Annotated in this window: 24 protein-coding genes; 10 read left to right on the top strand and 14 right to left on the bottom strand. The window is 51.7% G+C overall.

Annotated elements, in window-relative coordinates; genetic code table 11:
- Positions 1 to 17: 17 nt before the first annotated feature.
- The 6 genes from PKO01S_RS22725 to speE form a co-directional block, all read right to left on the bottom strand.
- Entirely contained in the window at positions 18 to 485 is a 468-nt protein-coding gene (locus PKO01S_RS22725; RefSeq protein WP_246070691.1) for a DUF1934 domain-containing protein, read from the bottom strand.
- Between the two features lie 202 nt (positions 486 to 687).
- On the bottom strand, positions 688 to 915 hold the full coding sequence (locus PKO01S_RS22720; protein WP_127533734.1) for a hypothetical protein: 228 nt from the start codon (positions 913 to 915) through the stop codon (positions 688 to 690).
- Between the two features lie 60 nt (positions 916 to 975).
- On the bottom strand, positions 976 to 1,602 hold the full coding sequence (locus PKO01S_RS22715) for a DNA-deoxyinosine glycosylase (protein ID WP_127533733.1): 627 nt from the start codon (positions 1,600 to 1,602) through the stop codon (positions 976 to 978).
- The gene (locus tag PKO01S_RS22710) at positions 1,547 to 1,792 is read right to left on the bottom strand and encodes a DUF7667 family protein (protein WP_127533732.1); all 246 of its coding nucleotides are present in this window, start codon (positions 1,790 to 1,792) and stop codon (positions 1,547 to 1,549) included. Before PKO01S_RS22710 ends, PKO01S_RS22715 begins: the two co-directional genes overlap by 56 nt.
- A gap of 174 nt (positions 1,793 to 1,966) precedes the next feature.
- The gene (speB, locus tag PKO01S_RS22705; RefSeq protein WP_127533731.1) at positions 1,967 to 2,836 is read right to left on the bottom strand and encodes an agmatinase; all 870 of its coding nucleotides are present in this window, start codon (positions 2,834 to 2,836) and stop codon (positions 1,967 to 1,969) included.
- Positions 2,837 to 2,931: 95 nt separating this feature from the next.
- On the bottom strand, positions 2,932 to 3,759 hold the full coding sequence (gene speE, locus PKO01S_RS22700; RefSeq protein ID WP_127533730.1) for a polyamine aminopropyltransferase: 828 nt from the start codon (positions 3,757 to 3,759) through the stop codon (positions 2,932 to 2,934).
- Between the two features lie 315 nt (positions 3,760 to 4,074).
- On the opposite strand from speE, the gene PKO01S_RS22695 reads away from it, so the two are divergent.
- Positions 4,075 to 6,261: a transglycosylase domain-containing protein gene (locus PKO01S_RS22695; protein ID WP_246070690.1), complete on the top strand. Its 2,187-nt coding sequence runs from the start codon at positions 4,075 to 4,077 to the stop codon at positions 6,259 to 6,261.
- Between the two features lie 177 nt (positions 6,262 to 6,438).
- Positions 6,439 to 6,975, top strand: a complete 537-nt coding sequence (locus PKO01S_RS22690; protein WP_127533729.1) for a response regulator transcription factor — start codon at positions 6,439 to 6,441, stop codon at positions 6,973 to 6,975.
- A gap of 16 nt (positions 6,976 to 6,991) precedes the next feature.
- On the opposite strand, the gene PKO01S_RS22685 is transcribed toward PKO01S_RS22690, so the two are convergent.
- The 6 genes from PKO01S_RS22685 to PKO01S_RS22660 all read right to left on the bottom strand — a co-directional run bounded on the left by PKO01S_RS22685 (position 6,992) and on the right by PKO01S_RS22660 (position 12,716).
- The gene (locus PKO01S_RS22685) at positions 6,992 to 7,867 is read right to left on the bottom strand and encodes a metal-dependent hydrolase (RefSeq protein WP_127533728.1); all 876 of its coding nucleotides are present in this window, start codon (positions 7,865 to 7,867) and stop codon (positions 6,992 to 6,994) included.
- Positions 7,867 to 9,159 (bottom strand): ABC transporter substrate-binding protein, encoded by a 1,293-nt coding sequence (locus PKO01S_RS22680; protein WP_127533727.1) that lies wholly within the window; start codon positions 9,157 to 9,159, stop codon positions 7,867 to 7,869. Before PKO01S_RS22680 ends, PKO01S_RS22685 begins: the two co-directional genes overlap by 1 nt.
- Before the next feature lie 82 nt (positions 9,160 to 9,241).
- Positions 9,242 to 9,805: a hypothetical protein gene (locus tag PKO01S_RS22675; protein WP_127533726.1), complete on the bottom strand. Its 564-nt coding sequence runs from the start codon at positions 9,803 to 9,805 to the stop codon at positions 9,242 to 9,244.
- A 231-nt stretch (positions 9,806 to 10,036) separates the two neighbouring features.
- On the bottom strand, positions 10,037 to 10,747 hold the full coding sequence (locus PKO01S_RS22670) for a hypothetical protein (RefSeq protein WP_127533725.1): 711 nt from the start codon (positions 10,745 to 10,747) through the stop codon (positions 10,037 to 10,039).
- Positions 10,740 to 11,621, bottom strand: a complete 882-nt coding sequence (locus tag PKO01S_RS22665; protein WP_164779714.1) for an ABC transporter ATP-binding protein — start codon at positions 11,619 to 11,621, stop codon at positions 10,740 to 10,742. The genes PKO01S_RS22670 and PKO01S_RS22665 overlap by 8 nt, the downstream gene beginning before the upstream one ends.
- A 195-nt stretch (positions 11,622 to 11,816) precedes the next feature.
- On the bottom strand, positions 11,817 to 12,716 hold the full coding sequence (locus PKO01S_RS22660; RefSeq protein WP_127533723.1) for a LysR family transcriptional regulator: 900 nt from the start codon (positions 12,714 to 12,716) through the stop codon (positions 11,817 to 11,819).
- A gap of 144 nt (positions 12,717 to 12,860) precedes the next feature.
- Between PKO01S_RS22660 and PKO01S_RS22655 the strand changes: the two genes are divergently transcribed.
- The gene (locus PKO01S_RS22655) at positions 12,861 to 13,931 is read left to right on the top strand and encodes a branched-chain amino acid aminotransferase (RefSeq protein WP_127533722.1); all 1,071 of its coding nucleotides are present in this window, start codon (positions 12,861 to 12,863) and stop codon (positions 13,929 to 13,931) included.
- A gap of 89 nt (positions 13,932 to 14,020) precedes the next feature.
- On the opposite strand, the gene pdxR is transcribed toward PKO01S_RS22655, so the two are convergent.
- On the bottom strand, positions 14,021 to 15,457 hold the full coding sequence (gene pdxR, locus PKO01S_RS22650) for a MocR-like pyridoxine biosynthesis transcription factor PdxR (protein ID WP_127533751.1): 1,437 nt from the start codon (positions 15,455 to 15,457) through the stop codon (positions 14,021 to 14,023).
- Between the two features lie 112 nt (positions 15,458 to 15,569).
- On the opposite strand from pdxR, the gene PKO01S_RS22645 reads away from it, so the two are divergent.
- The 6 genes from PKO01S_RS22645 to PKO01S_RS22620 all read left to right on the top strand — a co-directional run bounded on the left by PKO01S_RS22645 (position 15,570) and on the right by PKO01S_RS22620 (position 22,102).
- The gene (locus PKO01S_RS22645; protein ID WP_127533721.1) at positions 15,570 to 16,118 is read left to right on the top strand and encodes a pyridoxamine 5'-phosphate oxidase family protein; all 549 of its coding nucleotides are present in this window, start codon (positions 15,570 to 15,572) and stop codon (positions 16,116 to 16,118) included.
- 401 nt (positions 16,119 to 16,519) lie between these two features.
- Positions 16,520 to 17,872, top strand: a complete 1,353-nt coding sequence (locus PKO01S_RS22640; RefSeq protein ID WP_127533720.1) for an arsenic transporter — start codon at positions 16,520 to 16,522, stop codon at positions 17,870 to 17,872.
- A gap of 234 nt (positions 17,873 to 18,106) precedes the next feature.
- On the top strand, positions 18,107 to 18,829 hold the full coding sequence (locus PKO01S_RS22635; RefSeq protein ID WP_127533719.1) for a cupin domain-containing protein: 723 nt from the start codon (positions 18,107 to 18,109) through the stop codon (positions 18,827 to 18,829).
- Positions 18,830 to 19,055: 226 nt separating this feature from the next.
- On the top strand, positions 19,056 to 20,267 hold the full coding sequence (locus PKO01S_RS22630; RefSeq protein ID WP_127533718.1) for an ABC transporter substrate-binding protein: 1,212 nt from the start codon (positions 19,056 to 19,058) through the stop codon (positions 20,265 to 20,267).
- 60 nt (positions 20,268 to 20,327) lie between these two features.
- Entirely contained in the window at positions 20,328 to 20,705 is a 378-nt protein-coding gene (locus tag PKO01S_RS22625; protein ID WP_127533717.1) for a hypothetical protein, read from the top strand.
- Positions 20,706 to 20,782: 77 nt separating this feature from the next.
- Positions 20,783 to 22,102 (top strand): ABC transporter substrate-binding protein, encoded by a 1,320-nt coding sequence (locus PKO01S_RS22620; RefSeq protein ID WP_127533716.1) that lies wholly within the window; start codon positions 20,783 to 20,785, stop codon positions 22,100 to 22,102.
- 6 nt (positions 22,103 to 22,108) lie between these two features.
- Here the strand turns inward: PKO01S_RS22620 and bioB are convergent, their stop codons facing one another.
- The gene (gene bioB, locus PKO01S_RS22615) at positions 22,109 to 23,155 is read right to left on the bottom strand and encodes a biotin synthase BioB (RefSeq protein ID WP_127533715.1); all 1,047 of its coding nucleotides are present in this window, start codon (positions 23,153 to 23,155) and stop codon (positions 22,109 to 22,111) included.
- 325 nt (positions 23,156 to 23,480) lie between these two features.
- Between bioB and PKO01S_RS22610 the strand changes: the two genes are divergently transcribed.
- On the top strand, positions 23,481 to 24,171 hold a 691-nt coding region (locus tag PKO01S_RS22610; protein WP_164779713.1), incomplete at its 3' end, for a glycerate kinase.

Genomic DNA, 24,171 nt, shown 5'->3' with positions numbered 1-24,171 from the left:
ATGAAGAGATTCGGCAATCAGTTCGTGCCCGTCTCCGCTTTCAGTTTGATTTTGAATTGTCCGGTCAGTTCTTCGTCCACATACATCTTATAATGCCATTCCAACAGCATGGGCAGTACCGGCACCGGATTGTCGTCCGGATCTCCCTCCTGTTGCACCTGATCCTTCTGCATCCAATCCCCGCACTGCATCCATAGCAAGGACGTATCGGTCACCATTTGAAACCGGGCAAAGGGCGACACGTACTTCCCCGTTCTTCGAACGCCCGCAACGAACGTCTGCTCCGACTCCACGATCCCGCGTCTTGAAACATGCAGCTCTCCGTCCCGCCATCGCACGACCGTCCTAACCTCACCGGCATTATCGTCGTTCTCCGTATATCGGACGTAGACCGTTCGGCCTTTGCGGAACCATTCCCCCCGAAGCTGGTGCTCCTGCCGGTCGCCGTCGATCTCGCTTGTGAGCGTCAGCCGCACGATCGCCATATCATTCAATCCCGGCACCTCCTGTATCAGCCTGTATGCTCCTACTATATCCCAGACTTCCGATCGAATCCAATCCCGCATCATGTCATGTACAAATCTCTATTGCGTACTGCACATGAGGTTATGTGGTCAAAAAAACCTCCGTCTCTATTAGGAAAGAGACGGAGGTCGATCCGCGGTACCACTCTTCTGGCTGCCTGCACTAGCGCATCGTCGCGCCCTTCATGCCTTGCAGCCTCTTGAACACGATAACGGCGTGACCGGGCCGCCCTACCCAGCTGAATTCGTCCGCTTCCGCGTCCGACACCGCCTTCAGGCCGCCAACTCCCGGGTGCGCTTCCGAAACGTCGATACCGCCGGCTCTCACCACCCCGGCTCGCTTGTCCGCATCGCACTTGCTTCGTACTGTCCCGTTCATCGTCTGTAACATGATTGCATCTATTATATGTCATTATTCAAAAATTGCAAATGAAAGAATAGGGTTCCCGCACTAGTCCGCCGAGCTCAAGTATGGCTCGATCGCCCGCCAGGCTGCAAGCCGGTCGTCCAGCGTCTTCATCGTTCTCGTCGGAACTGGACTCGTGGAAGGCAGCTTCAAGCACACGACGCGCGATGCGGCGTCCGTCTTGCCGAAGTGGCGCATGAACGTATCGTGCGCTTTCGTGCCGTTCAGCGCGAGGCAGCGAATATTCGGGTACCGCGTGAGCAGTCCCGGAATATCGTTGACGACCTCATCCCGGATATTCGAATCCAGACTTCCTTCCCGCTTGCACGACTTTAGCACATCCCACATGGCAACCCGGTGAGAAAGCGCGAATTCGAGCCGCTTCTCGTATTCCTCATCAACTTCCTGGCCGAACAAGCCATACAGTACCCGCCATAAATAATTGCGCGGATTGCCGTAGTATTCATTGAGCTCAAGGGAAGGCACCCCCGGCATACTCCCAAGAACGAGCACTTGGCTGCGTTCGTCAACGACCGGCTCGAAAGAATAGACGGTTAACGACATGTTGTATGCAGCCTCCTTCATGTACAGTGCCGGCTGTTCGCAACGTCTCTGCTCAGCCGCTGCTCGGCAAACCGCCGCCGTACCGTTCGATTTCTTGGCATAGCTCATGCTGCCATTCCTTATCCTCCGTCATCGAGGCCATTAATGACAAATTGTACAGCTGCGCGAGACGAAGACAATGATCGGCATTGACGTCCAAGCAGTGATCCAACTCCAGACGCTCCGTATCAGTCAGCTTGCGCCGTTTCTGGATAATGCGAAGCTCCGCCATCCGTTCATAAATCGGCATTAACTTCATATGGACACCTCCTCTTGGTATCCATCATGCCCACATTTCGGCTGCAATATAGCATCCCTAGGTGGAAGAGTTATAGCCTGCGCTGTAACGAAGGAACTCCGCCCCAGCCGGCTTCAAGCCGATCGGAACGGAGCTTCTTCAACTTCTTCTATTCTATATTACTTCACGTAATTATTATTTCACGAATCCGAGCAGCATCTCGCGAATCACTTTCGCCGCGACGATCTGCGTCTGTTCTGTCGGATCGTACGCCGGCGCTACTTCAACAAGGTCGCAGCCGACGATGTTGATGCCCGCGCGTGCGATTGCATGAACCGCATCGAGCAATTCCTTGCTCGTAATGCCGCCCGCTTCTGCCGTTCCCGTACCCGGTGCGCAAGACGGATCCAGCACGTCGATGTCGATCGTCAGATAGACTGGACGGCCAGCCAGCTCCGGCAGCACTTTTTTCAAAGGCTCAAGCACTTCGAACGGATAGAAGTTGATATTCTCACGCGCATATTGGAACTCTTCGCGGGAGCCGGAACGAATGCCGAATTGGTAGATATTCTTGCCGCCCATCAGGCCGGCTGCTTTGCGAAGCGGCGTCGAGTGGGACAGCGGTTCTCCCTCATAGTTCTCGCGCAGGTCGGCATGCGCATCGAAATGGATGATCGCAAGATCCGGATACTTCTTATATACCTCTTGGAAAATCGGCCACGATACGAGATGCTCGCCGCCAAGACCGATCGGCATTTTGCCGTCGTTCAACAGTCCGCCAACGTACTCGCCGATAATTTCGAGCGAACGGCCCGCGTTGCCGAACGGCAGCAGCAGGTCGCCAGCGTCAAAATATTCGATATCTTCGAGACTGCGGTCAAGATAAGGGCTGTATTCTTCAAGTCCGATCGACACTTCGCGGATGCGGGCAGGGCCGAACCGGGAGCCTGGACGGAACGATACGGTGAAATCCATCGGCATACCATAAATAACGGCTTTGGATGCCGCATAATCATCGGAACTAAGGATAAAGACGTTACCGGAATACTTTTGATCGATTTTCATTGAAAAAAGAACCTCCTCAAGATTAGAAACTATGTACAATCGAATTCCCGGCCCTCCCGCTCTGTCATCAGAACGAAGGGTGCCGGGAACTCAAGTTACTTCACCAGGTTTTCGACGAACTTCGGCAGTGCGAACGCCGCTTTGTGAAGACGCGGGGAGTAATATTGGGTGTCGAGTTCCGGAATCGCCGTCTCGTCGACCGCAAGCGGATCATGCTTCTTGCTGCCCATCGTAAATGTCCATAGACCGGATGGATACGTCGGCACGTTCGCGCAATAGACGCGCACGATCGGGAACACTTCTTTCACGTCGCGGTTGACGCTCTCAATCAGGTCCGCTTTGAACCAAGGATTGTCCGTCTGCGCAACGAAGATGCCCTCTTCCTTCAGCGCTTCGAAGATGCCTTGGTAGAACCCGCGCGTGAACAAGTTCACCGCTGGGCCAACAGGCTCCGTAGAGTCGACCATAATAACGTCATAGGTGTTCTTATGGTCGTGAATGTGCATAAAGCCGTCATTCACAATCACTTCGACGCGCGGGTTGTCGAGCCCGCCTGCGATGTTCGGCAAATACTTTTTCGAATACTCGATTACTTTGCCGTCAATCTCGACGAGTACCGCCTTCTTCACGCTCTGATGCTTCAGCACTTCGCGGATTACGCCGCCGTCGCCGCCGCCGACAACGAGGACATTCTCCGGATTCGGGTGCGTGAACAATGCTGGGTGAGCAACCATTTCGTGATAAACGAATTCATCTTTATCCGTCGTCATGACCATGCCGTCGAGGACGAGCATCGTGCCGAATTGTTCCGTCTCGATCATATCGAGCTTCTGGAAATCCGTCTGCTCGCTGACATAAGTTTCTTTCACTTTGGCCGTAATGCCGTACGACTCGGTCTGCTTCTCGGTGTACCACAATTCCATATCATTGATCCCTTCTTTCCATCGAATTCCCTCGGGGTCAGTGTTTCTTCCTGTATTATAGAGTAACCCCTATCTCATTACAAACGAATAATCAGCGGCTGGAAAAGCAGCTCCCGCAAGCGGTTAGACCCTTCCCAATCATTATAATGTCGACTGTTTTGTTAATGTTTCGTAAATGTTTACGGAATGTAAAAATTGGATTTTCTTCTTCTCACCTCCCTAACGTGAACATTTCGGCTCCACCGCGAATAGCAGCCCCTTCCTTTTTCCATACTAAGGGAATGAGAAGTTTTCAACCTGAGAGGAAGCTGCCGCATGACTACACGTTGGTTCACCCGACTGAAAGGCCGCACAACCCGTTCATCCGGACAGGCGGCTATGCCCAAACCCGCTGCACGCCGCAGGCCGCCTTTGTTCCCGATTATTGCCGAACGGATATGGCCCCGGCTTACCGGACGCGCCAAGTGGAAGAGGATCGCTAAGCTGACCGGCGTAATCGCCGCCTTATTCATCGCTTCGATTGCCAGCATGCTGCTGTACTTGCGCATTCAATCGCTGCCTGCCGCAGCCATCACTCAAACGTCCCAAATGCTCGATCTGCAGGGCAACGTCATCGACACGTTCCATACGACGCAGAACCGGAGCTCCGTTTCGCTCGACCGAATATCGCCTTATGTCGTGCAGGCGACACTTGCGATCGAAGACCGGCGGTTCTATGACCACGGCGGCTTCGATATGAAAGGCATGGCACGGGCCATTCTCGTCAACGCCCAGAACATGTCCAAGAAGCAAGGCGCAAGCACGCTGACGCAGCAGCTCGCCCGCAATCTCTATCTGACGCACGAACGCACCTGGACACGCAAGCTGAAGGAGGCGATGTATACGGTCCAGCTCGAAATGCACTATTCCAAAGACGACATCCTTAATATGTACCTAAATCAGATCTATTACGGGCATGGAGCGTATGGCATTGAGGCGGCAGCGGAGCAGTATTTTGGCAAGCGGGCATCGGAGCTGGATCTGGCCGAAAGCGCCATGCTAACCGGCATTCCGAAAGGGCCGAAGTATTATTCACCCTACATGAATATGAAAAATGCGAAGGACCGGCAGCTTACCATCCTGCATGCCATGTCAGACGGCGGCGTTATTACGCGCCAGGCGGCGGATTCAGCCTATGCGGAGCTGTTGGCGTTCAAGCCGTTGGCGGAGTCGCGCGGGGATGGGTTCGCCCCCTATTTCCGCGACTATATCCGTTCCGTCGCGACAGGAGAGCTCGGCATCGACGAGCAATTGCTGAACGAGGGCGGCATCCGCATCTATACGACGCTCGACCGCGATGCGCAGCTGGCTGCCGAGAAAGCAGTTGAAGACGGCATTCCGGCCGGATCGGAGCAGCAGGCGGCGCTTATTGCGATCGACCCGCGCAACGGCTACGTGAAAGCGATGGTCGGCGGACGCGATTACCCGAACAATCAGTTCAACCGGGTATTCGCGACGACCCGGCAGCCCGGCTCATCGTTCAAACCTGTTTTATATCTGACCGCACTGGAGCAGCAGGGGATTACCCCTCTCACTGCATACAAAAGCGAGCCGACGACGTTCACCTACGACGACGGCAGGCTGACGTACGAACCGCATAATTATAACGACAAGTATGTCGGCGACTTTATTGATATGCGCCAGGCGATTGCGAGCTCGGACAATATTTATGCGGTCAACACCATTATGCAGACCGGCGCGGACAAAGTGATCGATATGGCACGCAAGCTCGGCATCGACAGTCCGATGAAACCGGTGCCGTCGCTTGCACTCGGCACGTTCCCGGTCAGCCCGTTCGAAATGGCTTCGGCGTTCGGCACATTCGCCAACGGAGGCGTGCGCGTAAAGCCGATTGCGATCCTTCGAATCGAGGACCGAAGCGGCGATGTATTATATGAAGCGAAGCATGAATCCCAACCGGTCGTCGATCCCGCGCACGCCTACGTGCTGACCAGCTTGATGGAGAGCGTGTTCGAGACCGGCGGCACAGGCCACCGGGTATCCTCTTCGATGAACCGCCCTGTCGCAGGCAAGACTGGCACAACGTCGTCGGATGCATGGCTCGTCGGCTATACGCCAGAGCTTGCTACGGCCGTCTGGGTCGGGTATGACAAAGGCCGGCAGCTTTCGACGACAGAGGCGCACCGCGCGGCGCCGATCTTCGCATCGTTCACGGAAGGCGCACTGGCATCCGTCCCGCCGAAAATATTCCCGATGCCGGCAGGGGTCGTCAGCGCCTACGTCGATCCGAAGTCAGGCAAGCTCGCCGGAGAAGGCTGCGCGGATAGCAAGCGGCTGGAGACGTTCGTCGCCGGCACCGAGCCGACTGTCACCTGCGACGGATCCGAGCCGGCAGGCAGCGGCAGCGGCGATAAGTCGCAGACAGACGGCACTGCCGACCGTCAGGCCCAGGAGCGCAAATCGTGGTGGGGCGATCTGAAGAAATGGTGGCGGAAAGACTAGCTTCAAAGAAATAGGCCCTTGCAGGTATTATGTTCCGACAAGGGCCTATCTCTTTACCTTAAGCGAGTTGCCGTAAAGGACATCTTTTTTTCGGTAATCCGCAGCACTTCTTGCGGTAAATATATACAAATTTATGATAAAATGTTATATAGAGGACATATTTAAGGAGTGTAGTAGTTGAATTTATTTATTGATACACCACACTGTAACGAAGTCGTATCTCCTATAGCCATGGGGAAACAAGTTGTACACATTATTCGCGATGCTCTGGCAAGCACCAGTGAGTTGATTACAATTCCTTTTCTTATGATATGTATAGATATTGGCGGACGCATTGTTAGCAAACATGGTTGCGAGACCATACCTATGCCTCACCAAATTATAGCTGGTTACGTTATTTTAATACTTCCCCGCACCCACAACTGCTTGTTCGCTACTCCGTTTATGAACCAACTGGTTAAACATATAACCTTCAAAATAACGAATACCAAGGAAGCAATCGGGCCAGCGTTACTAGCATTGGGATTAACGAATAAAGAGCATGAAATCGCAAACCTTTGGGCAACAGACTTGACTCGAAAAGAAATAGCCCAAGCTTTATACCTTTCCGAAGAAACGATCCGTTCTCACATCAAAAGCATTTACAGGAAGCTAGAAGTGTCAACACGGATCCAATTTATTCGCAAATACAACAAGTTTCCTAATATACAATAGATTGGAATTTATTGGATCAACGTAGCAAAGCAAGAAGGTCTGATTGCACCTCAGCATCGTGAACTAGCTCCCATTCCCCATTGTTATACATGTATACTTGCGAATCTTCAGCCTCCTGCTCACATACGATATATCGGCGGCCGTGAATCGTCGTATCAAGAACTACTTCGGTTAATCCATTAGCCCCTACGAATTGAATATTTGAATCGCCTTTGGGTCGTCCAGCCGTTGAAGCCTGTCCTTTAATGAAGAACCGCTCGTTGCGAATCATATATCCCCATTGGGGCATTCTTAAGCGGTTTAACCCGTCAGGATATGCTTCAACCAATGTGTAAGGCTCGTATGCCGCAAATTTCTCATTTATATTATCAATAAGCTGTATTCGAAAGACAGACAAACTGATTAAATAAATTGCCGCTAAACTCATTATTCCGGGAACAGTTTTAGCAAAGAGCGTGCTTTTTCCTGAAAATAATCTTACAGAAATAGCGAGTAGAGACATGCCTATAATATAATAATCGTTTGCAAGAACGATCGGGAATGAATATTCATCTGTAATGAATGGATATAGCAGAGCCACGCCGTTCTGCAGGTAATCCAACAAAAGGTGGGCAATAATGACGATTAACGTCAAGCCCACCCACAGGCGAAAAAAGGCCTTTGTCTCCTTTAGAATTATGATCCCCATAACGGTAGCCGGGATGGCGACAATTGATGAAAAAAATATAGAATGACCGAATAAATCTCCAAATTGTTTGGTCAAGTCAGGGGATATGCCAGCCAACGCTCCACAGAGAAGCGGCATTGTCCGAAATTTTTTACTGTCGTATCTACGATTTAAAATCAAACTACCACATGCAGCTCCAGTAAAAATATGAGGTAAAATATCCATTATTCTTCCTCCATCTGCTTATAAACGGTTGTTAGTTGATCAGCTGTATCTCGAAAAAACTGCTCTTTCGTAATCTGATCGCTTAATAGCTGATTAAAACTGTCATGAAGGATTTCGTTGAAAGAGAAATATTCGTCAAGACTATATATCGGTACCTGCTGCTTGACCAATGTACCCATTTGGTAGAAGGGAGCGGCGGGTACATTACCGATTTTTTGTTCCTTTAATCGTTCGCTTTGTAATACCGGGAACCATCCGGTAGAGCCACTATCGAACTGGGGACCGTAGTTTCTGACCGCAAAATCGATGAATGTCCAGGCCAATTGTTTATTAGAGCTCGAAACCGGAATTGCAAACATATCTCCAGGCAATACATAAGTATTAGAACTTCCCGCAAAGTATGGAGCGCTAATAATCTTATAATCAACTCTCCCGTTATCATATGCGCCGTAATCATACAGATTAAAAAACCCCATACCTGCGCGTCCATTCCAGAAGTCTTCCATCCTCGGTGCAATAATGTCCCCCGCGATTCCTTTCTTGTAGAAATCAATGAAATAAGACATCTTATCTCGTTTAATTACCACATGATCCCCTTTCTTCTCATAAAGATCCCCTTGTAACGGAAAACTAAGCACATCGAGCGCTTTCCCGAAATTATTGTACCTCTCATCATTCAGTACAATTCCGGAATACTTTTTGTTTGACTTCTCGACGATCTTTTCTGAAATCTCATAAAGCTCGTCCCAGGTATTGCGCTCGTTCGGATACAATATCCCTAATTCATCGAATATAGAGACATTGTATGCTATTGAATTAGAGAAGAAGCCCATAGGCATTGCAAAAATACGTTTCTCTTCCGAAAGAGCCTCTATTATTGGGTTAAATAATTTGTTTTCCTTGAAATCCGTAATCTGAAACATCGTTCTTAGATCCGTCAATTCGTCCCCCTTTTTTAAATAGTCATATTGAGCATATGTAATACCAAAATATAAATCGGTATGTTCCAATTGATTCAGAACACTCCCTTCCACGTCACGACTGAAATCGTCTTTAAAATCATTATAGCTATATCCTACTGTTACATTAATATCCGGATGCACTTTTCGAAACTCTTGGACGATTGAACTCTCCAAATATTCTTTATATGACGAATAGGGTACCGTAATCGCTAATTGCCCCCCCTCTCTTTTATGATTTTCCTCCTTACCACACGAGCTTAACAGCGCACCCGCGAATACTACGATTATTGCAAAAGCTAGCATATATGTCTTCCGGCCATAATACACCATGCAGTCCCATCGCCTCCTACTAAAGATAGAACCTATGACTCGAAGCCATAGGTTCTACATCCACATTAAACTCTATACAAAATTAGTAGCTTACATCGCCGCTTATCTCAATAATTTTTGTACCAGGATTACTTGAGCCGTTAGCATTGTTTTGATTCCACATTCTTAAATAGGCAATCGTACCGCCTGGATCAGCATTCGTACCGACATTAAACGTTAGGGTTTTAGAGGCATATACCGTTGATGTTCCGCCTTCCCAAGTGATAGCATTTGTAAGATTTGTATCATTACTAGGTTCCGAACCTTTATAAACCCAGCGGTACTCTACTTTAGGAGTAGCATAACTGCTGTTATTTAGTTTCTGCTTCGCGGCGATGGAGATAGTGGTGCTTGGTGTAACTGTAAGCTGACTTGAGGTATAGATAATATGATTAAACGTTCCAGAGTAACTCCATTGATAGGTAGGGGTGGAGGAGGAAGACGAAGACGCAGCACTAACCAAGCTCTTCAAACTCGGCTTAATATAGTCGGTCGTATAGTCAATGTGATACTCAGACGACTTAGCAAAAGCGCTACCGGCGAACATTGCACCAAAAACAAGTGAAACAGCCAACAATTTGGAAGATTTTTTAATAATAGATTTCATAACGAGCCTCCAGTTCATGATTAAATAAACAGAAGAGTCGCTGGCGCCAAGCTTCTCTACACAAAATACTATATGTTTTTCCAATTATGGACTATCACCCCCAAGGGGGAGATTTTGTTATAATTTTTTTCTTCGTTACAAACCCGCGCAGCGGCGCTCCGACGCTCCGACTTTTACGACACATTTTGTGTCGTTATGGGTCAGCGGGACTGCGCGCTGCAGCCGCCCCCATCATCCGGCTAGCCTTCTCTTCATCAGCCTGACGAAGATCGCCGCAAGCACCGCCGCGTACAGAAACGGCAGCACGATGCTCCCGATTGTACTCCCAGAGGAATAGGAGCCGTAATTCATCATCAAATCAAGAAGCTGAAAAGCCGGGGGCAACGCCCATTCGATCCATTGGAACTGCTCGCCCAGCTGCTGCGCTAACGCACCTTGGCTGAACGACAATATCGCGACGCCTAACAGGCCGCCAATAGCAAAAAACGGACGCGGTACAAACCGCTGGTTGAAGAAGCAAGCGATCACCGATCCCAAGCAAGCCATCCCCATATGCGCTAGCAAGCCGACAACAATCTCGGCCGGCGTTGGCATTCTCACCAGTTTATTGAATACGATCGGATACGCTAGGGCAAAAACTGCAAAAGCAAAAACAACCGCCAAAACGGAGACAAGCATCCCAACATAGTAGCGCGGCACACTTCTCATATGAATCATCGACAGCTGTTCCTGGACCGGATGCTCCGACCGTATAAAAGTGTAACAAATCCAGCTCGATACGACGAAGAGAGCGGAAGCTGTCACTGCGAAGCTGCTCATCACGTAATTCGGCTTGTAGGAATAGAGGAACACAACGAACATAAGGAAAGCAAACAGCGGAGGGACATACCGGTAAGACCGGCTGTAATTACGGATCAAATACACGACCAGCTCTCTATACACCCGCCATCCCCCCTTCAACCGCACGCACGCCGTGCGTGCCCGGAATGACAGAAACGACCGAACCATCCAACTCCAAAATATGCCGCAGCACATCATCCACTCGCCATACTTCAACCTGAATCAAATGTAGACCGCCGCCGGTAGATTGCAGCAGCAAGTCCGCACATTTCTTCTCCAATTGAAGCACCCGGTCCGGCGATTGGAATCTGCATGTTATGACAACATCGGCTTCTTTTATAATAGAGGAATGACGTTCCCCCAGTTCTCCTGCCCGAAGAGCAACGACCCGGTCAGCGAGCCGCTCGAGCAACAGCTCCTCATGGCAGCTCAGCAGCATGGCCATCCCTTGCTCTTTCAACCCGCCAAGCAGCCGAACCAGTTCATGCTGGGCTGCCGTATCCAAGCCCGACAACGGCTCGTCCATTACGAGCAAATCAGGCTCATTCAGCACCGCTTGCATCAGATTAACCTTCTGGAGCATCCCCTTGGAGAAATCATTCATCCGGCGGCGCTCCGCTCCCGTCATACCGAACCATTCCAGCAGTTCAGCAATGCGAGCTTCCAGTCTTGCCCGTTCGATCCGTTGAAACCGGCCCATCGATAACAAATACTCCCGCGGAGTCAGCCTCAGCTGCGGGAACCGCTCCGGGACATAACCAACGGCCGCCTTAGCGCCTCCCGCCTCAGTATGTATGCCGCCGCCCGTTGGCCGAATCAACCCGGCAGTGATTTTGAGCAACGTGCTTTTGCCCGACCCGTTCGGCCCGACCACACCGACCACCTGCCGCTTACCGATCGAAAGGTTGATTCGCTTCAACACTTCAATGTTCTCATAGACCTTACTCACGTTTTCCAGACGAACTACCGCGCTCATCCTGCCGGCCTCCCGAAACATACTCTTCTTTAAAACGTCTCGAATAACAATATATGTATATAACGCCACCTGGCCAAACATAAACATCTGCACCATGCACCAATCCATCCAGCACAAAAACGCCTCGAGACTCCATCAAATAACACCAATATCCAACGGGGGTACACTCCCCTTAGGTTGATGGGTGTTAGGCTCTTAATATCCGTCCTTATACTGCTCGATAAAACGCCGCGCGCTCTTCGACAAATACCGGTCTTTCAGCCACACGATGCCTACTTCGGATTGGAAGTCGGCGCCCTCGATCTGGAGCATGCGAAGCGCATCGATCGGCGACATTGCAACGACTGATTTCGGCAGCACGGTGGCACCGATGCCCGCTGCAACCAACGATAAAATAATCGCGACGCTCGAGCATTCGCAAATAATGCGCGGGGCAAGACCACTGCGGCGAAATTCGTTCATGACCTGCTCGTGCATGCCGATCGTCTGATCCGTCTTCAGCGTCAGAAACGGATGCGAGGCAAGCTCCTCCAGCGATATCGACGACTGCGTGTCGGCGGACGTCCATTTGCGCGGAATAACGGCTACATACGGGTCGGAGGGCAGCCGCAGCACATCGTGTTCATACGGCGAATCGGCGGCAAATTCGAACGGCAGCCTGGCGACGACCAGCTCGATACCGCGCTTCACCAGCGCATCGCCGAGCAAAAAGTGGTCACCTTCGCTTATTTTGAACGTGACTTGGGGATACTTTTCCCGGAAACGTTCGATCGCACGAGGAAGCAGCGAGACGCACGAGACGACAGCGCCAATGGACAGCAGCCCTTGTACGCCCTCCTCGACCTCCCGCACTTCCTGCACCGTCTCATGGAACTGCCGCAGCAGCATTTCTGCACGCTCCCGCAGCAGTTCTCCGGCGTGCGTTAGCGTCAATTGCTTGCCGCTGCGGTCGAATAAGATCACGCCGAGTTCCCGTTCCATCTGCTTCAACTGCCGGCTGAGCGGCGGCTGTTCCATGTTGAGCGTCTTTGCAGCACGTGTAATTTGGCCCGCCTCCGCGATCGCGATAAAATAGCGCAGCTGCCGTATATCCACCGTTGTCACCCTCCGTCCTGTCCATACCTAAAAAGTATGTTGACTCAATAAAACAGATACTTTCAATATATAGAAGAGAATGATACCATTCAATTAATAAAAGCGATTACTTCACTTTAATTTAACGATAAGGGGCTGTTCACGTTGTCGAAAGTTTCAATTTCGGTTACCCGCACGAGCAATCCAAAGCCGCGTCCAGATGAGAAAAATCTTGTATTCGGCAAAACTTACACCGACCACATGTTCATTATGGATTACGATGCTGGTCAAGGCTGGCACGACGCTCGCGTCATTCCGTATCAGAACATATCGCTCGATCCCGCTGCGAAGGTGTTCCACTACGGCCAGACGATTTTCGAAGGCCTCAAAGCGTACCGGACAGACGACAACCGCGTCGTATTGTTCCGCCCAGATCAGAACTGGCAGCGTCTGAACCGCTCCAACGAGCGTCTGAGCATTCCGGCGGTCGATCCGGAAGTTGCGGCTGAAGCGCTTCGCACGCTCATCGACGTCGACCGCGAGTGGGTTCCGTCGGAACCGGGCACGTCGCTCTACATTCGTCCGTACGTCATCGCTACTGAACCAGCGCTTGGCGTATCGCCATCCTTGAAGTACATGTTCATGATTATTATGTCGCCAGTCGGCGCTTACTACAGCGAAGGCTTGAACCCGGTTCCGATTCACGTCGAATCCGAGTATGTCCGCGCAGTCAAAGGCGGCGTCGGCAACGCGAAGACGGCAGGCAACTATGCGGCAAGCCTGAAAGCACAAGAAGGCGCATCGGCGCTCGGCTACTCCCAAGTGCTGTGGCTCGACGGCGTGCACCGCAAATATATCGAAGAAGTCGGCAGCATGAACGTCTTCTTCAAAATCAACGGCACGGTCATCACGCCGGAGCTGAACGGCAGCATTCTTGACGGCATTACGCGCAAGTCGGTTCTGCAGTTGCTCCGCTCGTGGGATATCCCGGTCGAAGAGCGCGCAATCTCGATCGACGAGCTCGTAGAAGCACACAAGAACGGCACGCTTGAAGAAGCCTTCGGTACAGGTACGGCTGCAGTTATCTCGCCAGTCGGCGCTCTTCACTACGCGGGCGAGAAGCTCGTCATTAACAACAACAAGACGGGCGAACTGTCCAGCCGCGTATATGACACGATCACCGGCATTCAACGCACCGACCTGCCGGATCCGTTCGGCTGGGTTATCGAGGTATAATCGACCGGTCCGTTCGGTTGATAAGAACGTTTAATTAGCTGGCTTTCCGCACGATCCTTGCGACAGGATGTGCGGGAAGCTATTTTTATTTAAATCGAACTTGATTCACCGAACCAAGCTTGCCGCAGCCGGGCCACCCCGCTCAGGATACGCTCCTCCGTCAATCCCGCGAACCCAAGCATGACGTAGGTTGGCGGGCACTCCTCCGGATTCATCCATTGGATTCGCGGCGAATACACCTTCACACCGTGCGAGAACGCCGCCTCGAGCAGTTCATCGCTGTCGCGACCATGCACGTCGAGCAGCAGATGCATGCCCGATTTCTCCCCAATGACACCGACTCGGTCTCCCAAATACTCTGATATGGCGCGGATCAGTGTCCGATGCCTGTTCTGATACAGCTTCCTCATTCTGCGGATATGCGCTTCGAAGTACCCGCGGGACATGAACAAATACGTTGCCGTCTGGATGAGCGGGGACACGGACTGGCTGTACACCTGCTGCCCTTTCTTGAATTCGGCTTCAAGCGATTCCGGCAGTACGGCATAACTAAGCCGGGCGCCAGGCAAGAACGACTTCGAGAACGTGCCGAGATAAATGACCTTGTCGCCAGTATCCATCGCCTTGAGCGCCGGAATCGGCTGGCCTTGGTAACGGAACTCGCTGTCGTAGTCATCTTCGATCAGATAGGCGTTATTCTCGTACGCCCATTGGAGCAGTCTCGTCCTTAACCGGACAGGCATGACCATCCCGATCGGAAATTGATGCGACGGGGTTACATACGCCAACCGGCTGCCGCTCATTCGCAGATGTTCGGCGGACAGGCCGTCAGGATCGAGCGGAACCGGCACGATCTCGTACCCGTGGTTCGCGAACACCGTTCTAACTCCGTTATAGCCCGGATCCTCCATGGCAACCCGCCCCGACAAGCCGAGCAACTGGCAGAGCAGACTGATCATTTGCTGCGTGCCTGCACCGAGAAACACTTGTTCCGCCGAACATAGTACCCCGCGCGATTGGTACAAGTACTTCGCGATTTCCGTCCGCAGCCCCTTATGGCCCTGCCGGTCGCCATAACCGACAACCTCTTCCAAATGGTCATTCAGCGCGTCTGTCAAACATTGTTTCCACCGCTTCAGCGGGAACTTATCCTTCTCCACGTCCCCGTATTCAAAATCAATCACGTCATGCGCCGCCGGCACAGCAGTGCGAACCTTGGTCTCTTCGGTTAAGCCCTCAGGTATTTGCCGCCGCCCCACCGCACTCGAAGCCAATGTCTCGATCGGAAACACGCAGAGCCTGCTTCGCAACCGGCTGTGAATATACCCTTCCGCCAATAGCTGCCGATACGCCGTCTCCACCGTATTCTTGCTAACCTGCAGATAGGAGGACATCTGCCGCACGGAAGGAATCCGCTCCTCCTCCTTCAGAATGCCGTCCTCGATCTGCTTGCGAATGTAGCCATATAGCTGCTGATAGAGAGGAACACGGCTTTGCCGATCGATCTCCGGCGTTAAACTAATCATATCTCTCACCATCTGTCCCTCTTAAATTGTTCGAAACTGTATCTTTTGCAAAGGACACTTCATACCTAAAATGAGTATATCATATCGACGTTAACTTGAAGGAGAGAGAGCGATGTTCCCCATTCGCATGCAAAAACGGGCCTGCACGGATGCAGACCGTATCCGAGACTTTCTAAACCAGGCACGGACCGGCTTCCTCGGCTTGTCCCAAGACGGCATCCCTTACGTTATTCCGCTCAACTTCGTATGGCTGGGAGATGCCGTGTACTTCCACGGAGCGCAGGAAGGACGGAAAGTCGCCATTATGCACGAGAATCCGAGAGCCTGCTTCACCGTAAGCGAAGAGTACGGCACGATCGCCGACCCGGTCCCTGCGCATATTGATACCGCGTATATGAGCGTGGTCATCCACGGTTCCGTCGAGATCGTAATCGATCTATCGGAAGCGACAGAAGCGATGCAAGGCTTGATCGACAAATATACGCCGGGCTATTATAACGAGCCGCTTAAGCGAAGCCATCTGGAGCGGTATGTGTCGTCCATGGGCAGCAAGACGGCCGTGTTCAAGCTGCTTATTTCTTCTATGGCCGCCAAAGAGAACGAGCCCGCGCCTGACCGCATGTATTATACAGGGAGAACCGTTCAGCAAGACCGGGCATAGCTTGTCCGCCCCTCCAAGCATCGTGCACCAAATGGCATAACCAGATGAATAAGATAAGACTGCCTCGCAATGCAAAGCTTGCGGGGCAGTCTTTTTGTCCGAGCCCGCAATGGGCTTTCGCCACGATAGGATAGACGTTCATCCACGGCACCTGTCTCTAATTGATATCCGTTGGAAGTTGATAGAATTAGGGATATAGCGTAGTACAAGTCATCTACCCGATACGTATACATACATCATAGCTAGCTACTCTAGCATGCTGCGCCGGGGCTTGAGAGGAGGATCACGCAAATGCTGGCACATTCGGGAAGGCCTTACCTTGCAAGCGCGGATTACCGAAGCAAGCGGCCTGAACCTAAGGAGGACAACCATCAATTCATTCGTGAGAAGAGGAATGTAAGATGCAAGACCTGGCGATATGGATTACGATCCTATCGTTTATTTTCACCGTATCGTTTATATTCTGGCGGCCCACCGTCAATGAGGCAATCCCGGCTACGGTCGGCGCGTTCATCGTCCTGCTCAGCGGAACCGTCTCCCTGCCCGATCTATGGACGATTACCGAGACGATCGGCGGAGCGGCCATCACCATTATGGCGACGATCGTTATGGCCATCGTATTGGAAAGCTTCGGCTTCTTCCATTGGGTCGCCGAGAGGCTGACCGAGCGGTCTGGCGGCTCCGGCATCAAGCTGTTCTGGTATACGAACCTGCTCTGTTTCCTAATGACGCTCTTCGTCAATAATGACGGAAGCATCCTTATTACGACACCGATTCTGCTGCTCATCCTGCACAATTTGGGACTCAAAAACCATCAAAAGCTGCCCTACCTGATCTCGGGAGCACTCATCGCAACCGCCTCCAGCGCGCCGATTGGCGTGAGCAACATCGTAAACCTGATCGCGCTCAAAATCGTTCATATGTCGCTGTACATGCACACCGCCATGATGTTTATTCCCGCTACGCTCGGCCTGCTGTTCATGTCGGGCCTGCTGTTCATCGTGTTCTATCCAGTCTTGCCGCGCAAGCTGAACAAGCTGTCCGCTGGCCCAAGACCCTACTCGCCAATGCCTGGACACCATCCGCTGAAGTATGAACAAGGGACCGCCCCTGCCGGAAACCGGGGAGCGTTCATGCGCAACATTATTTTGTTCGTGCTCGGCGTCCGCATCAGTCTGTTCGTCGCCTCTTATGTCGGTTTTCCGGTGCCGGTCGCAGCCGTCATCGGCTCGCTCGTCCTGCTCGGATGGCGTTGGTGGAATCTGAAAATCCCGCCGACCGACATGGTCCGCAAGACGCCTTGGCATATCCTTATATTCGCGTTCAGTATGTACGTTATCATTTATGGCCTGCACAACATCGGCCTGACGGACTTGCTGATCAAGTATTTAAGCCCATTCGCCCATGGAGGCCTGCTCCATGCCAGCATCGGTATGGGCGTAGTCGTCTCGCTGCTCTCGAACCTGTTCAACAATCATCCCGCTCTTATGGTCGGCACACTGACGTTGACGAACATGGGACTCGATCCAGTCACACTGAAAATTTCCTATCTGGCCAGTGTCATCGGAAGCGATATCGGATCGTTGCTGCTGCCGATTGGCACGCTAGCTACATTGATGTGGATGCATATTCTGCGGAAAGGAAACGTCAAAATCTCATGGGGCGATTATGTGAAAGTGACCATTCTGGTCATCCCGCTGACCGTCATGTTTACGCTGATTTTGCTGTCATATTGGGTATATCTCGTATTCTAAACAAAAAAAACGCGGTCATCCTGGCAGACGACCGTGTTGAGAAGAGTAAGGTAACGCACATTTTATATGTATGTCGAATATTAGGGATGCGTACGGGCGTCGGCTTCTTATTGAGGCCGGCGCTCTTGATTTGTGCTCGTTCATCTGCAGGTCCTTCCGCCATGCGGGACATACACCTCGCAACCCTCAATGCCATACGTTGCAACATAACGATTAGCGAGAGGATGTTACGGGATGGGCGGAGCCGGATTCGTGCCCGGTAATTTGAACTTAAAGAAAAGCGCAGGCAACCCGAACCTGGCTTATAACATGAAAGACAACCTGCTGTTCAAGGCTGACGAGGCAAACCTCGCCTATGAAGTATCCGCGACACAAATTCCAGCCATGGTTGGCGGCTCTGTCGCCGACCTGTATATGACGAAGGGACATATCCGCGAACCGCACTGGCACCCGAACGCTTGGGAGCTCGACGTCGTCATTGAAGGCAGAGTCATCGTGTCGATTCTGAACCCTGACACATCGCAGCTCATCAACAATTCTGCAGGCCCCGGCCAAGTCGTCTTCATCCCGATGGGCTGGCTCCACTGGATCACGCCGGTAACGGACCGGACGCATCTGCACTTGTTCTTCAACAGCAGCCAAGTGGAGAATGCCGAAGTGTCCGATTTTCTGCGCACGACGCCTTCCGAAGTGTTCAAGCTGTCGTACAACATCGACCCTGCGCTTATCTCGGCAGCGCTCGCTCCGATCAAGGCAGTCAATGAGACCGTATTCGTCGGTCCACCCGCTTCTAGCGGAAGCAGTCGTCCAACCGGAACCGGAGCGAGCGGCAATCAAGCTGGCACGAGTACGGGCGGCGATATTAGTCCGATGAACGGTTCGATGCGGTCACGGGCAGGAGGCACCTATACACTGCCAAATCCGCCGCAGCCGACGGTGAATATTAAACGTAGATAATGTGAACAGCCGTATCGCATGCGGCTGTTCTTTTTGTTACACTGCGCTTAACATTCACACACCCTTCATACGTATTCTGCCTATCCTTCTTTTCGCTCCCCGCTTTTTATTTGCGGTATACCGAATTTTCCATTTCGTTTCCTTATTTGATCGATTTAGTTAAACTATGAAACATGTGAGAAAGTTTAATATTTTAAATATTTTCTAGACCGATGAGGTGTGCCCGATGAAACGCGTACTCAACTTCGTACTATTAACCGCTTTATGTATGCTCGCCCCGCTCGGCTGCAGCTCTAAACCATCCAGCGACAACCCGTTGCTTCGAGACGATGCCGCGCTAACGATCGGATACCGTTCTTCCCAAGAATTCGAGAAACGGTACCCGCAGCTGCTCAAGAATGAATTTCCTAATTTGAACTATACCGTGATCTCCAATTCCGAAGTGTGGATGGACGATCAGACCCCAGCAGACTGGATGGCCCAGCACCCTGCCGATCTCGTGTACGTCCCTTATACCCGAATGAAAGAGTTTATATCGGAAGGCTTAATCCTTGACCTAAGCTCGTTCATTAAGACGGGGCGGCTTCAACTGGATTCCTACGTTCCGGCTGCTATTGAATTGGCCAAGCAGCTTGGCGACGGGAATCTTTACGGAATTCCGCCGTCAATTGACAGCAGGGTCATTGTATACAATAAGACCTTATTCGAACAACAGAAGATTGATTTCCCATCCCCGCCTCTTACGTGGGATCAATTTTTATTGTTGAGTCAACGCTTCCCTTACGGACTGGCCGCTTTGGAGCCTGCCCCTATATTTTTCTTGACAGATATTGGATCGACGCTAGGCTATCGATTATATCAAACCAGTCCCCCGGCCTCTCTAGTGGACAACCCGGGCTGGCAATCCGTATGGGCTATGGTGGAGGAACCTATCGCGAAACAAAATATCCGTTTCGGCGATATCGACGATTTTATATCGGGCAAGTGTGCAATGGCGATCATTAATTACAGACAGTACGCCACAATTGAGCATATAAAACCCGACTTCCAATGGGAGCTGGCTCCAATGCCCATTGATCCCCAAAACCCAGACAGCTCGCCTTTGTTTTCGGCCGAAGGATTTTACGCTATTTCCGCCCAAACCGCCTATCCTGACGCCGCTCTCGAACTACTGAAGTTTTTAACCTCGAGCACAGCAGCCAAGTGGGAAGTCAATATATATGGGATCAGCTCGAATAAATCGGTAACGCCGAGCGACTATTTGGCCGCCGTCGGGCAGTTAACACCGTCCCCTTACTTTGATGATATTCCAGCCGAGTTCATTGGATGGGGTAACGAAGCGATTCTATCCATACAACAAGGGATCTCACGAGAGGACGCTCTTGCGGCGTACAAGCAGAAAACATCGGAATTTGTTTCCGGCCAATCATCGCCTTAATCGGTATCAACGGTGCGCGCCCGTTCATACATAGATCATTTATTTGGGGAGGAATTAATAATGAACAAGAAAGTTACAACCTCAGTCCTTGCTCTAGCCCTGCTGCTCGCTTCCGCTGTCCCTGCTCTAGCCGGATCTACGGGAGTGAAAGACCCTTACGGTTCCGTATTTGCGCAATGGTCTTCCGGAGGCGGAAGCACGATTACAGGCTGGGGTACGGCGACTAGCCATAATCCTGATTTGGATGATCTCAAATTATATGTCACCGTATATGACGGCAGTACGTTAAAGCAAAGCCAAACCGCTTCAAACGGATACACGCATGATATCTACGTTTACGAGACGAAAAAAACGGGATTACTCCTTCAAGCAGCAGCCAGATCCTATTACACGAACAATACTTGGAGCGAGCAATCTTTATCCACAAATACCTGGTAATAAAAAGGAAGGCGAGGAAGCAATTCCTCGCCTTTTGTATCATTTATGAATAAGACCAGCTAGCCGCAGGAGGAATTATGAAGCGAATATCGTTCATTCAAATCATTATCGCAATGGGATTGATCCTGACTTCATGTGCATCACAATCTGCCGACAAGCCTGTGACTCTTAAGGTTAATTACCCGGACTCCGACATTTTTTATAAGCGTGTCGGCTACTTTTTCGAACAAAAGTATCCTGCCATCCATCTTGAGGTTATCGTGACTCCGCCTAATGGATCATTCGATCCCAGCCAGCTCGATATTGTGTTCAACAATAAGATTACCGAATTTAAGAGACTCCAAGAAGCAGGGAAGCTTACGGATCTCAGTCCCTATATCCGAAAAGAACGATTGGACCTGAACAAACTGCACCCGATTACATACCAAACATTCCAAGACCCTTCAACCAAGGAGCTGTTCGGAATCTCTCCGTCTTTCAATAGCTCAGTGCTTTTCTTCAACAAGAAACTGTTTGCCCAATACGGCGTTCCCGAACCTTCGAATCAAATGAGCTGGCAGCAGATCCTGCAGTTGGCAGAACGGTTTCCCTCTCAAATGGACGACGGCCGCAGCCTGTATGGTCTCGTTACGAGCTACTATCGGTTTATTCCGTTCATGACGATTCTTGCCGTTGGCGAGACCGAAGGGCTGCAGGCCATCGATCCCGCCACCTCGAATATCACGTTCAATACACCGAAATGGAAAGAAATCAGCTCATACGTAATCGAGGCTTTTCGCAAGCAAGCCGTTTTTAACAAACCCGATATTAACGAGTTCACTTATGATCCGATCTTAATGGGCAACACGGCAATGTCTTTCGGCTCTTTGGCAACGGCATATAACTTCCAAATCTTCAATGAACAGTTTCAACACGAAGGCGAAGATATCGATTGGGGAATGGTTACGGCTCCCGTTAATCCGGCTAACCCGAACATTTCCAATCAATATTCAGTCGATGAAATTTTCTCGATATCGTCCGCCTCCGCTCATTCGGAAGAAGCCTGGAAATTTATATCATTTATTACGAATGACGATAAATACCTGTCTTCCAATGCCGTGCAATTGACTAACTGGGGCATCCCATCGCGGTCCGAATATTTGCCAGCCATTGCAGGCCACGACCTTGCTCCGTTCACCATGCTGCAACCTACTATGAAAACGTACAGTCCATATGGCTTCTTCCACCATGAAGCAGCGGACGCGTTCGTCGAGAACGGAGAGAAATGGATCGATATGGCCATCAAGGATCAAATCTCGGTCGACGAAGCTTTAGAGCAGATCGCACAAGAAGGACAGACCGTGTTCTCCGCCGCAATCGGCCGGTTAAAAGATCAAGGCGTATCCATCATGCGCTAAAGCTACCTACAGGGCGCACTTCTCAATCTCAAACCCGAGATCGGCAATCAACTGATGGTCCGCTTCGACCGCTTGCCCTTCCGTCGTCAAATAATCGCCGACGAACAGCGAATTAGCGGCATAGAGCGCCAGCGGCTGCAGCGAGCGCAAATTGAGCTCGCGCCCGCCGGCAACGCGAATCTCCTTGCTCGGGCAGACGAAGCGGAACAACGCCAGCGTCTTGAGCGCTTGCATCGGATGCGTTAACGGCCTGCCCTCGAGCGGCGTGCCTGGGATGGGGTTCAGGAAGTTGACCGGAATCGAGTCGGCATCGAGCTCCCGCAGAGCAAATGCTGTCTCGACGAGCTCCTCCGGCGTTTCACCCATCCCGACAATAACGCCGGAGCAAGGCGACATGCCGCTCCGCTTCGCTTTCTCGACCGTGTCGACCCGCTGGTCATAAGTATGCGTCGTCGTAATCGATTTGTAATTGTCGCGGCTCGTATTCAAGTTGTGGTTGTACCGGTGAACGCCGGCTTCTTGAAGACGCTCCGCTTGGCTTTCGTTAAGAATGCCGAGGCAGGCGCAAATTTTGAGCGGCATTGTATCACGAATCTCGCGTACCGCATCGATAACTTGCCCAAGCTCCCGCTCCGTCGGTCCGCGCCCCGCGGCTACGATACAATATGTTCCAGCTTGGCGATTCATCGCCTCTCGCGCACCGGCGAGCAGCGTATCTTTATCCAGCATGGTATATTTCGGAACGGAAGCGGTCGATACGATCGATTGCGAGCAGTAACCGCAGTCTTCGGGACACAAGCCACTTTTGGCGTTCAGGATCATATTCAACTTCACTTTATTGCCGTAATAATGCTTGCGTACCGTATAGGCGGCATGCAGCAGCGGCAGTACCTCCGAATTGTCTGCTTCAAGAATAGACAACCCTTCTTCCAGCGTCAGCCTCTCCCCTTCCAACGCCTTGTTCGCCAGTAACTGCCAGCGGTTGCTTCCACCGGCCGCTATCTCAGTCTGATGATTCGATCCCTGTCTATTCAGCGTGTTCTCGATTGTCATTACTTCCCCTCCCATGATTATTAGTTAACCAAAATTTAAATACAACGGTTAACAAATAGATTCTTTCATTGTATCGGACAGCATCTCTGATGTAAATACTGGCAAACATAGACATGGGCCGAATTGCAATAGGGATAGGAATAGAGCATTCGATGGCGAACCCTTTTATTAGGCTGGTGGAAGGTTATGAGACTGGCGTTTGCTTTATTACTTGTTTTATACACCTTGTTAAGCTGAAATTCGAAACGTCAACCGTACGCAAAGGCTATGAACGGTACAGCGTGACGCTAACCGTTTATAGATAGGGATGGAGGCGCTGCGTAAAATGAAAGTCGTTATCGCGATCGACTCGTTCAAAGGAAGTTTGTCGTCAATCGAGGCCGCCGAAGCCGTTGCCTCAGGGATCAATGAAGCTTATGAGGACGCCCGCACCGTATGCGTACCGCTTGCGGACGGCGGCGAAGGTACAGTCGACGCGCTCGTCCACGCTTCCGGCGGGCAGCGGATTGCATTAACGGTCACCGGTCCGCTCAGCGAACCAGTACAGGCTGTCTACGGCTTGCTGAACGGCGGTTCGACCGCCGTCATCGAAGCGGCGGCCGCATGCGGTCTGCCGCTCGTGCCGCCGCATGCGCGCAATCCGCTGGCCTCAACGACGTTCGGCGTCGGCGAGTTGATCGCCGACGCGCTCGGTCGCGGATGCCGCGAGCTGCTGATCGGGCTCGGCGGAAGCGCCACGAATGACGCCGGCGTCGGCATGCTGCAAGCGCTCGGCTGCTCGTTCCGCGACCGGAATGGCTTCGAGGTCGCACGCGGCGGCGCCGCGCTGGAATCGATTGCCAGCATCGACCTGTCGGGAGCGCACCCTCGGCTCGCCGATGTACGTATTCAAGCTGCATGCGATGTGAACAATCCGCTGCACGGACCAGAAGGAGCGGCTCATGTATTCGCGCCGCAGAAGGGCGCTTCGCCCGCCGAGGTTCAACAGCTTGACCGCGGGCTTGTCCGCTTCGCGG

It is taken from the genome of Paenibacillus kobensis NBRC 15729 (genome assembly GCF_004000825.1).
Taxonomy (GTDB): Bacteria; Bacillota; Bacilli; order Paenibacillales; family Paenibacillaceae; genus Paenibacillus_T; species Paenibacillus_T kobensis.
Note: the sequence above shows the minus strand (reverse complement) of the source record. Positions and strands in the feature narration are given on the sequence as shown.

Bases quoted from the DNA above. Each gene is read 5' to 3' on its own strand.
- speB (WP_127533731.1), bottom strand. From the start codon at position 2,836: ATGAAAATCGATCAAAAGTATTCCGGTAACGTCTTTATCCTTAGTTCC.
- bioB (WP_127533715.1), bottom strand. From the start codon at position 23,155: ATGACAATCGAGAACACGCTGAATAGACAGGGATCGAATCATCAGACT.
- PKO01S_RS22645 (WP_127533721.1), top strand. From the start codon at position 15,570: ATGTTCCCCATTCGCATGCAAAAACGGGCCTGCACGGATGCAGACCGT.
- PKO01S_RS22685 (WP_127533728.1), bottom strand. From the start codon at position 7,867: ATGGATATTTTACCTCATATTTTTACTGGAGCTGCATGTGGTAGTTTG.
- PKO01S_RS22715 (WP_127533733.1), bottom strand. From the start codon at position 1,602: ATGAGCTATGCCAAGAAATCGAACGGTACGGCGGCGGTTTGCCGAGCA.
- PKO01S_RS22680 (WP_127533727.1), bottom strand. From the start codon at position 9,159: ATGGTGTATTATGGCCGGAAGACATATATGCTAGCTTTTGCAATAATC.
- PKO01S_RS22725 (WP_246070691.1), bottom strand. From the start codon at position 485: ATGGCGATCGTGCGGCTGACGCTCACAAGCGAGATCGACGGCGACCGG.
- PKO01S_RS22695 (WP_246070690.1), top strand. From the start codon at position 4,075: ATGACTACACGTTGGTTCACCCGACTGAAAGGCCGCACAACCCGTTCA.
- speE (WP_127533730.1), bottom strand. From the start codon at position 3,759: ATGGAATTGTGGTACACCGAGAAGCAGACCGAGTCGTACGGCATTACG.
- PKO01S_RS22640 (WP_127533720.1), top strand. From the start codon at position 16,520: ATGCAAGACCTGGCGATATGGATTACGATCCTATCGTTTATTTTCACC.
- pdxR (WP_127533751.1), bottom strand. From the start codon at position 15,457: ATGATTAGTTTAACGCCGGAGATCGATCGGCAAAGCCGTGTTCCTCTC.
- PKO01S_RS22675 (WP_127533726.1), bottom strand. From the start codon at position 9,805: ATGAAATCTATTATTAAAAAATCTTCCAAATTGTTGGCTGTTTCACTT.
- PKO01S_RS22665 (WP_164779714.1), bottom strand. From the start codon at position 11,621: ATGAGCGCGGTAGTTCGTCTGGAAAACGTGAGTAAGGTCTATGAGAAC.
- PKO01S_RS22720 (WP_127533734.1), bottom strand. From the start codon at position 915: ATGTTACAGACGATGAACGGGACAGTACGAAGCAAGTGCGATGCGGAC.
- PKO01S_RS22710 (WP_127533732.1), bottom strand. From the start codon at position 1,792: ATGAAGTTAATGCCGATTTATGAACGGATGGCGGAGCTTCGCATTATC.
- PKO01S_RS22620 (WP_127533716.1), top strand. From the start codon at position 20,783: ATGAAGCGAATATCGTTCATTCAAATCATTATCGCAATGGGATTGATC.
- PKO01S_RS22625 (WP_127533717.1), top strand. From the start codon at position 20,328: ATGAACAAGAAAGTTACAACCTCAGTCCTTGCTCTAGCCCTGCTGCTC.
- PKO01S_RS22635 (WP_127533719.1), top strand. From the start codon at position 18,107: ATGGGCGGAGCCGGATTCGTGCCCGGTAATTTGAACTTAAAGAAAAGC.
- PKO01S_RS22630 (WP_127533718.1), top strand. From the start codon at position 19,056: ATGAAACGCGTACTCAACTTCGTACTATTAACCGCTTTATGTATGCTC.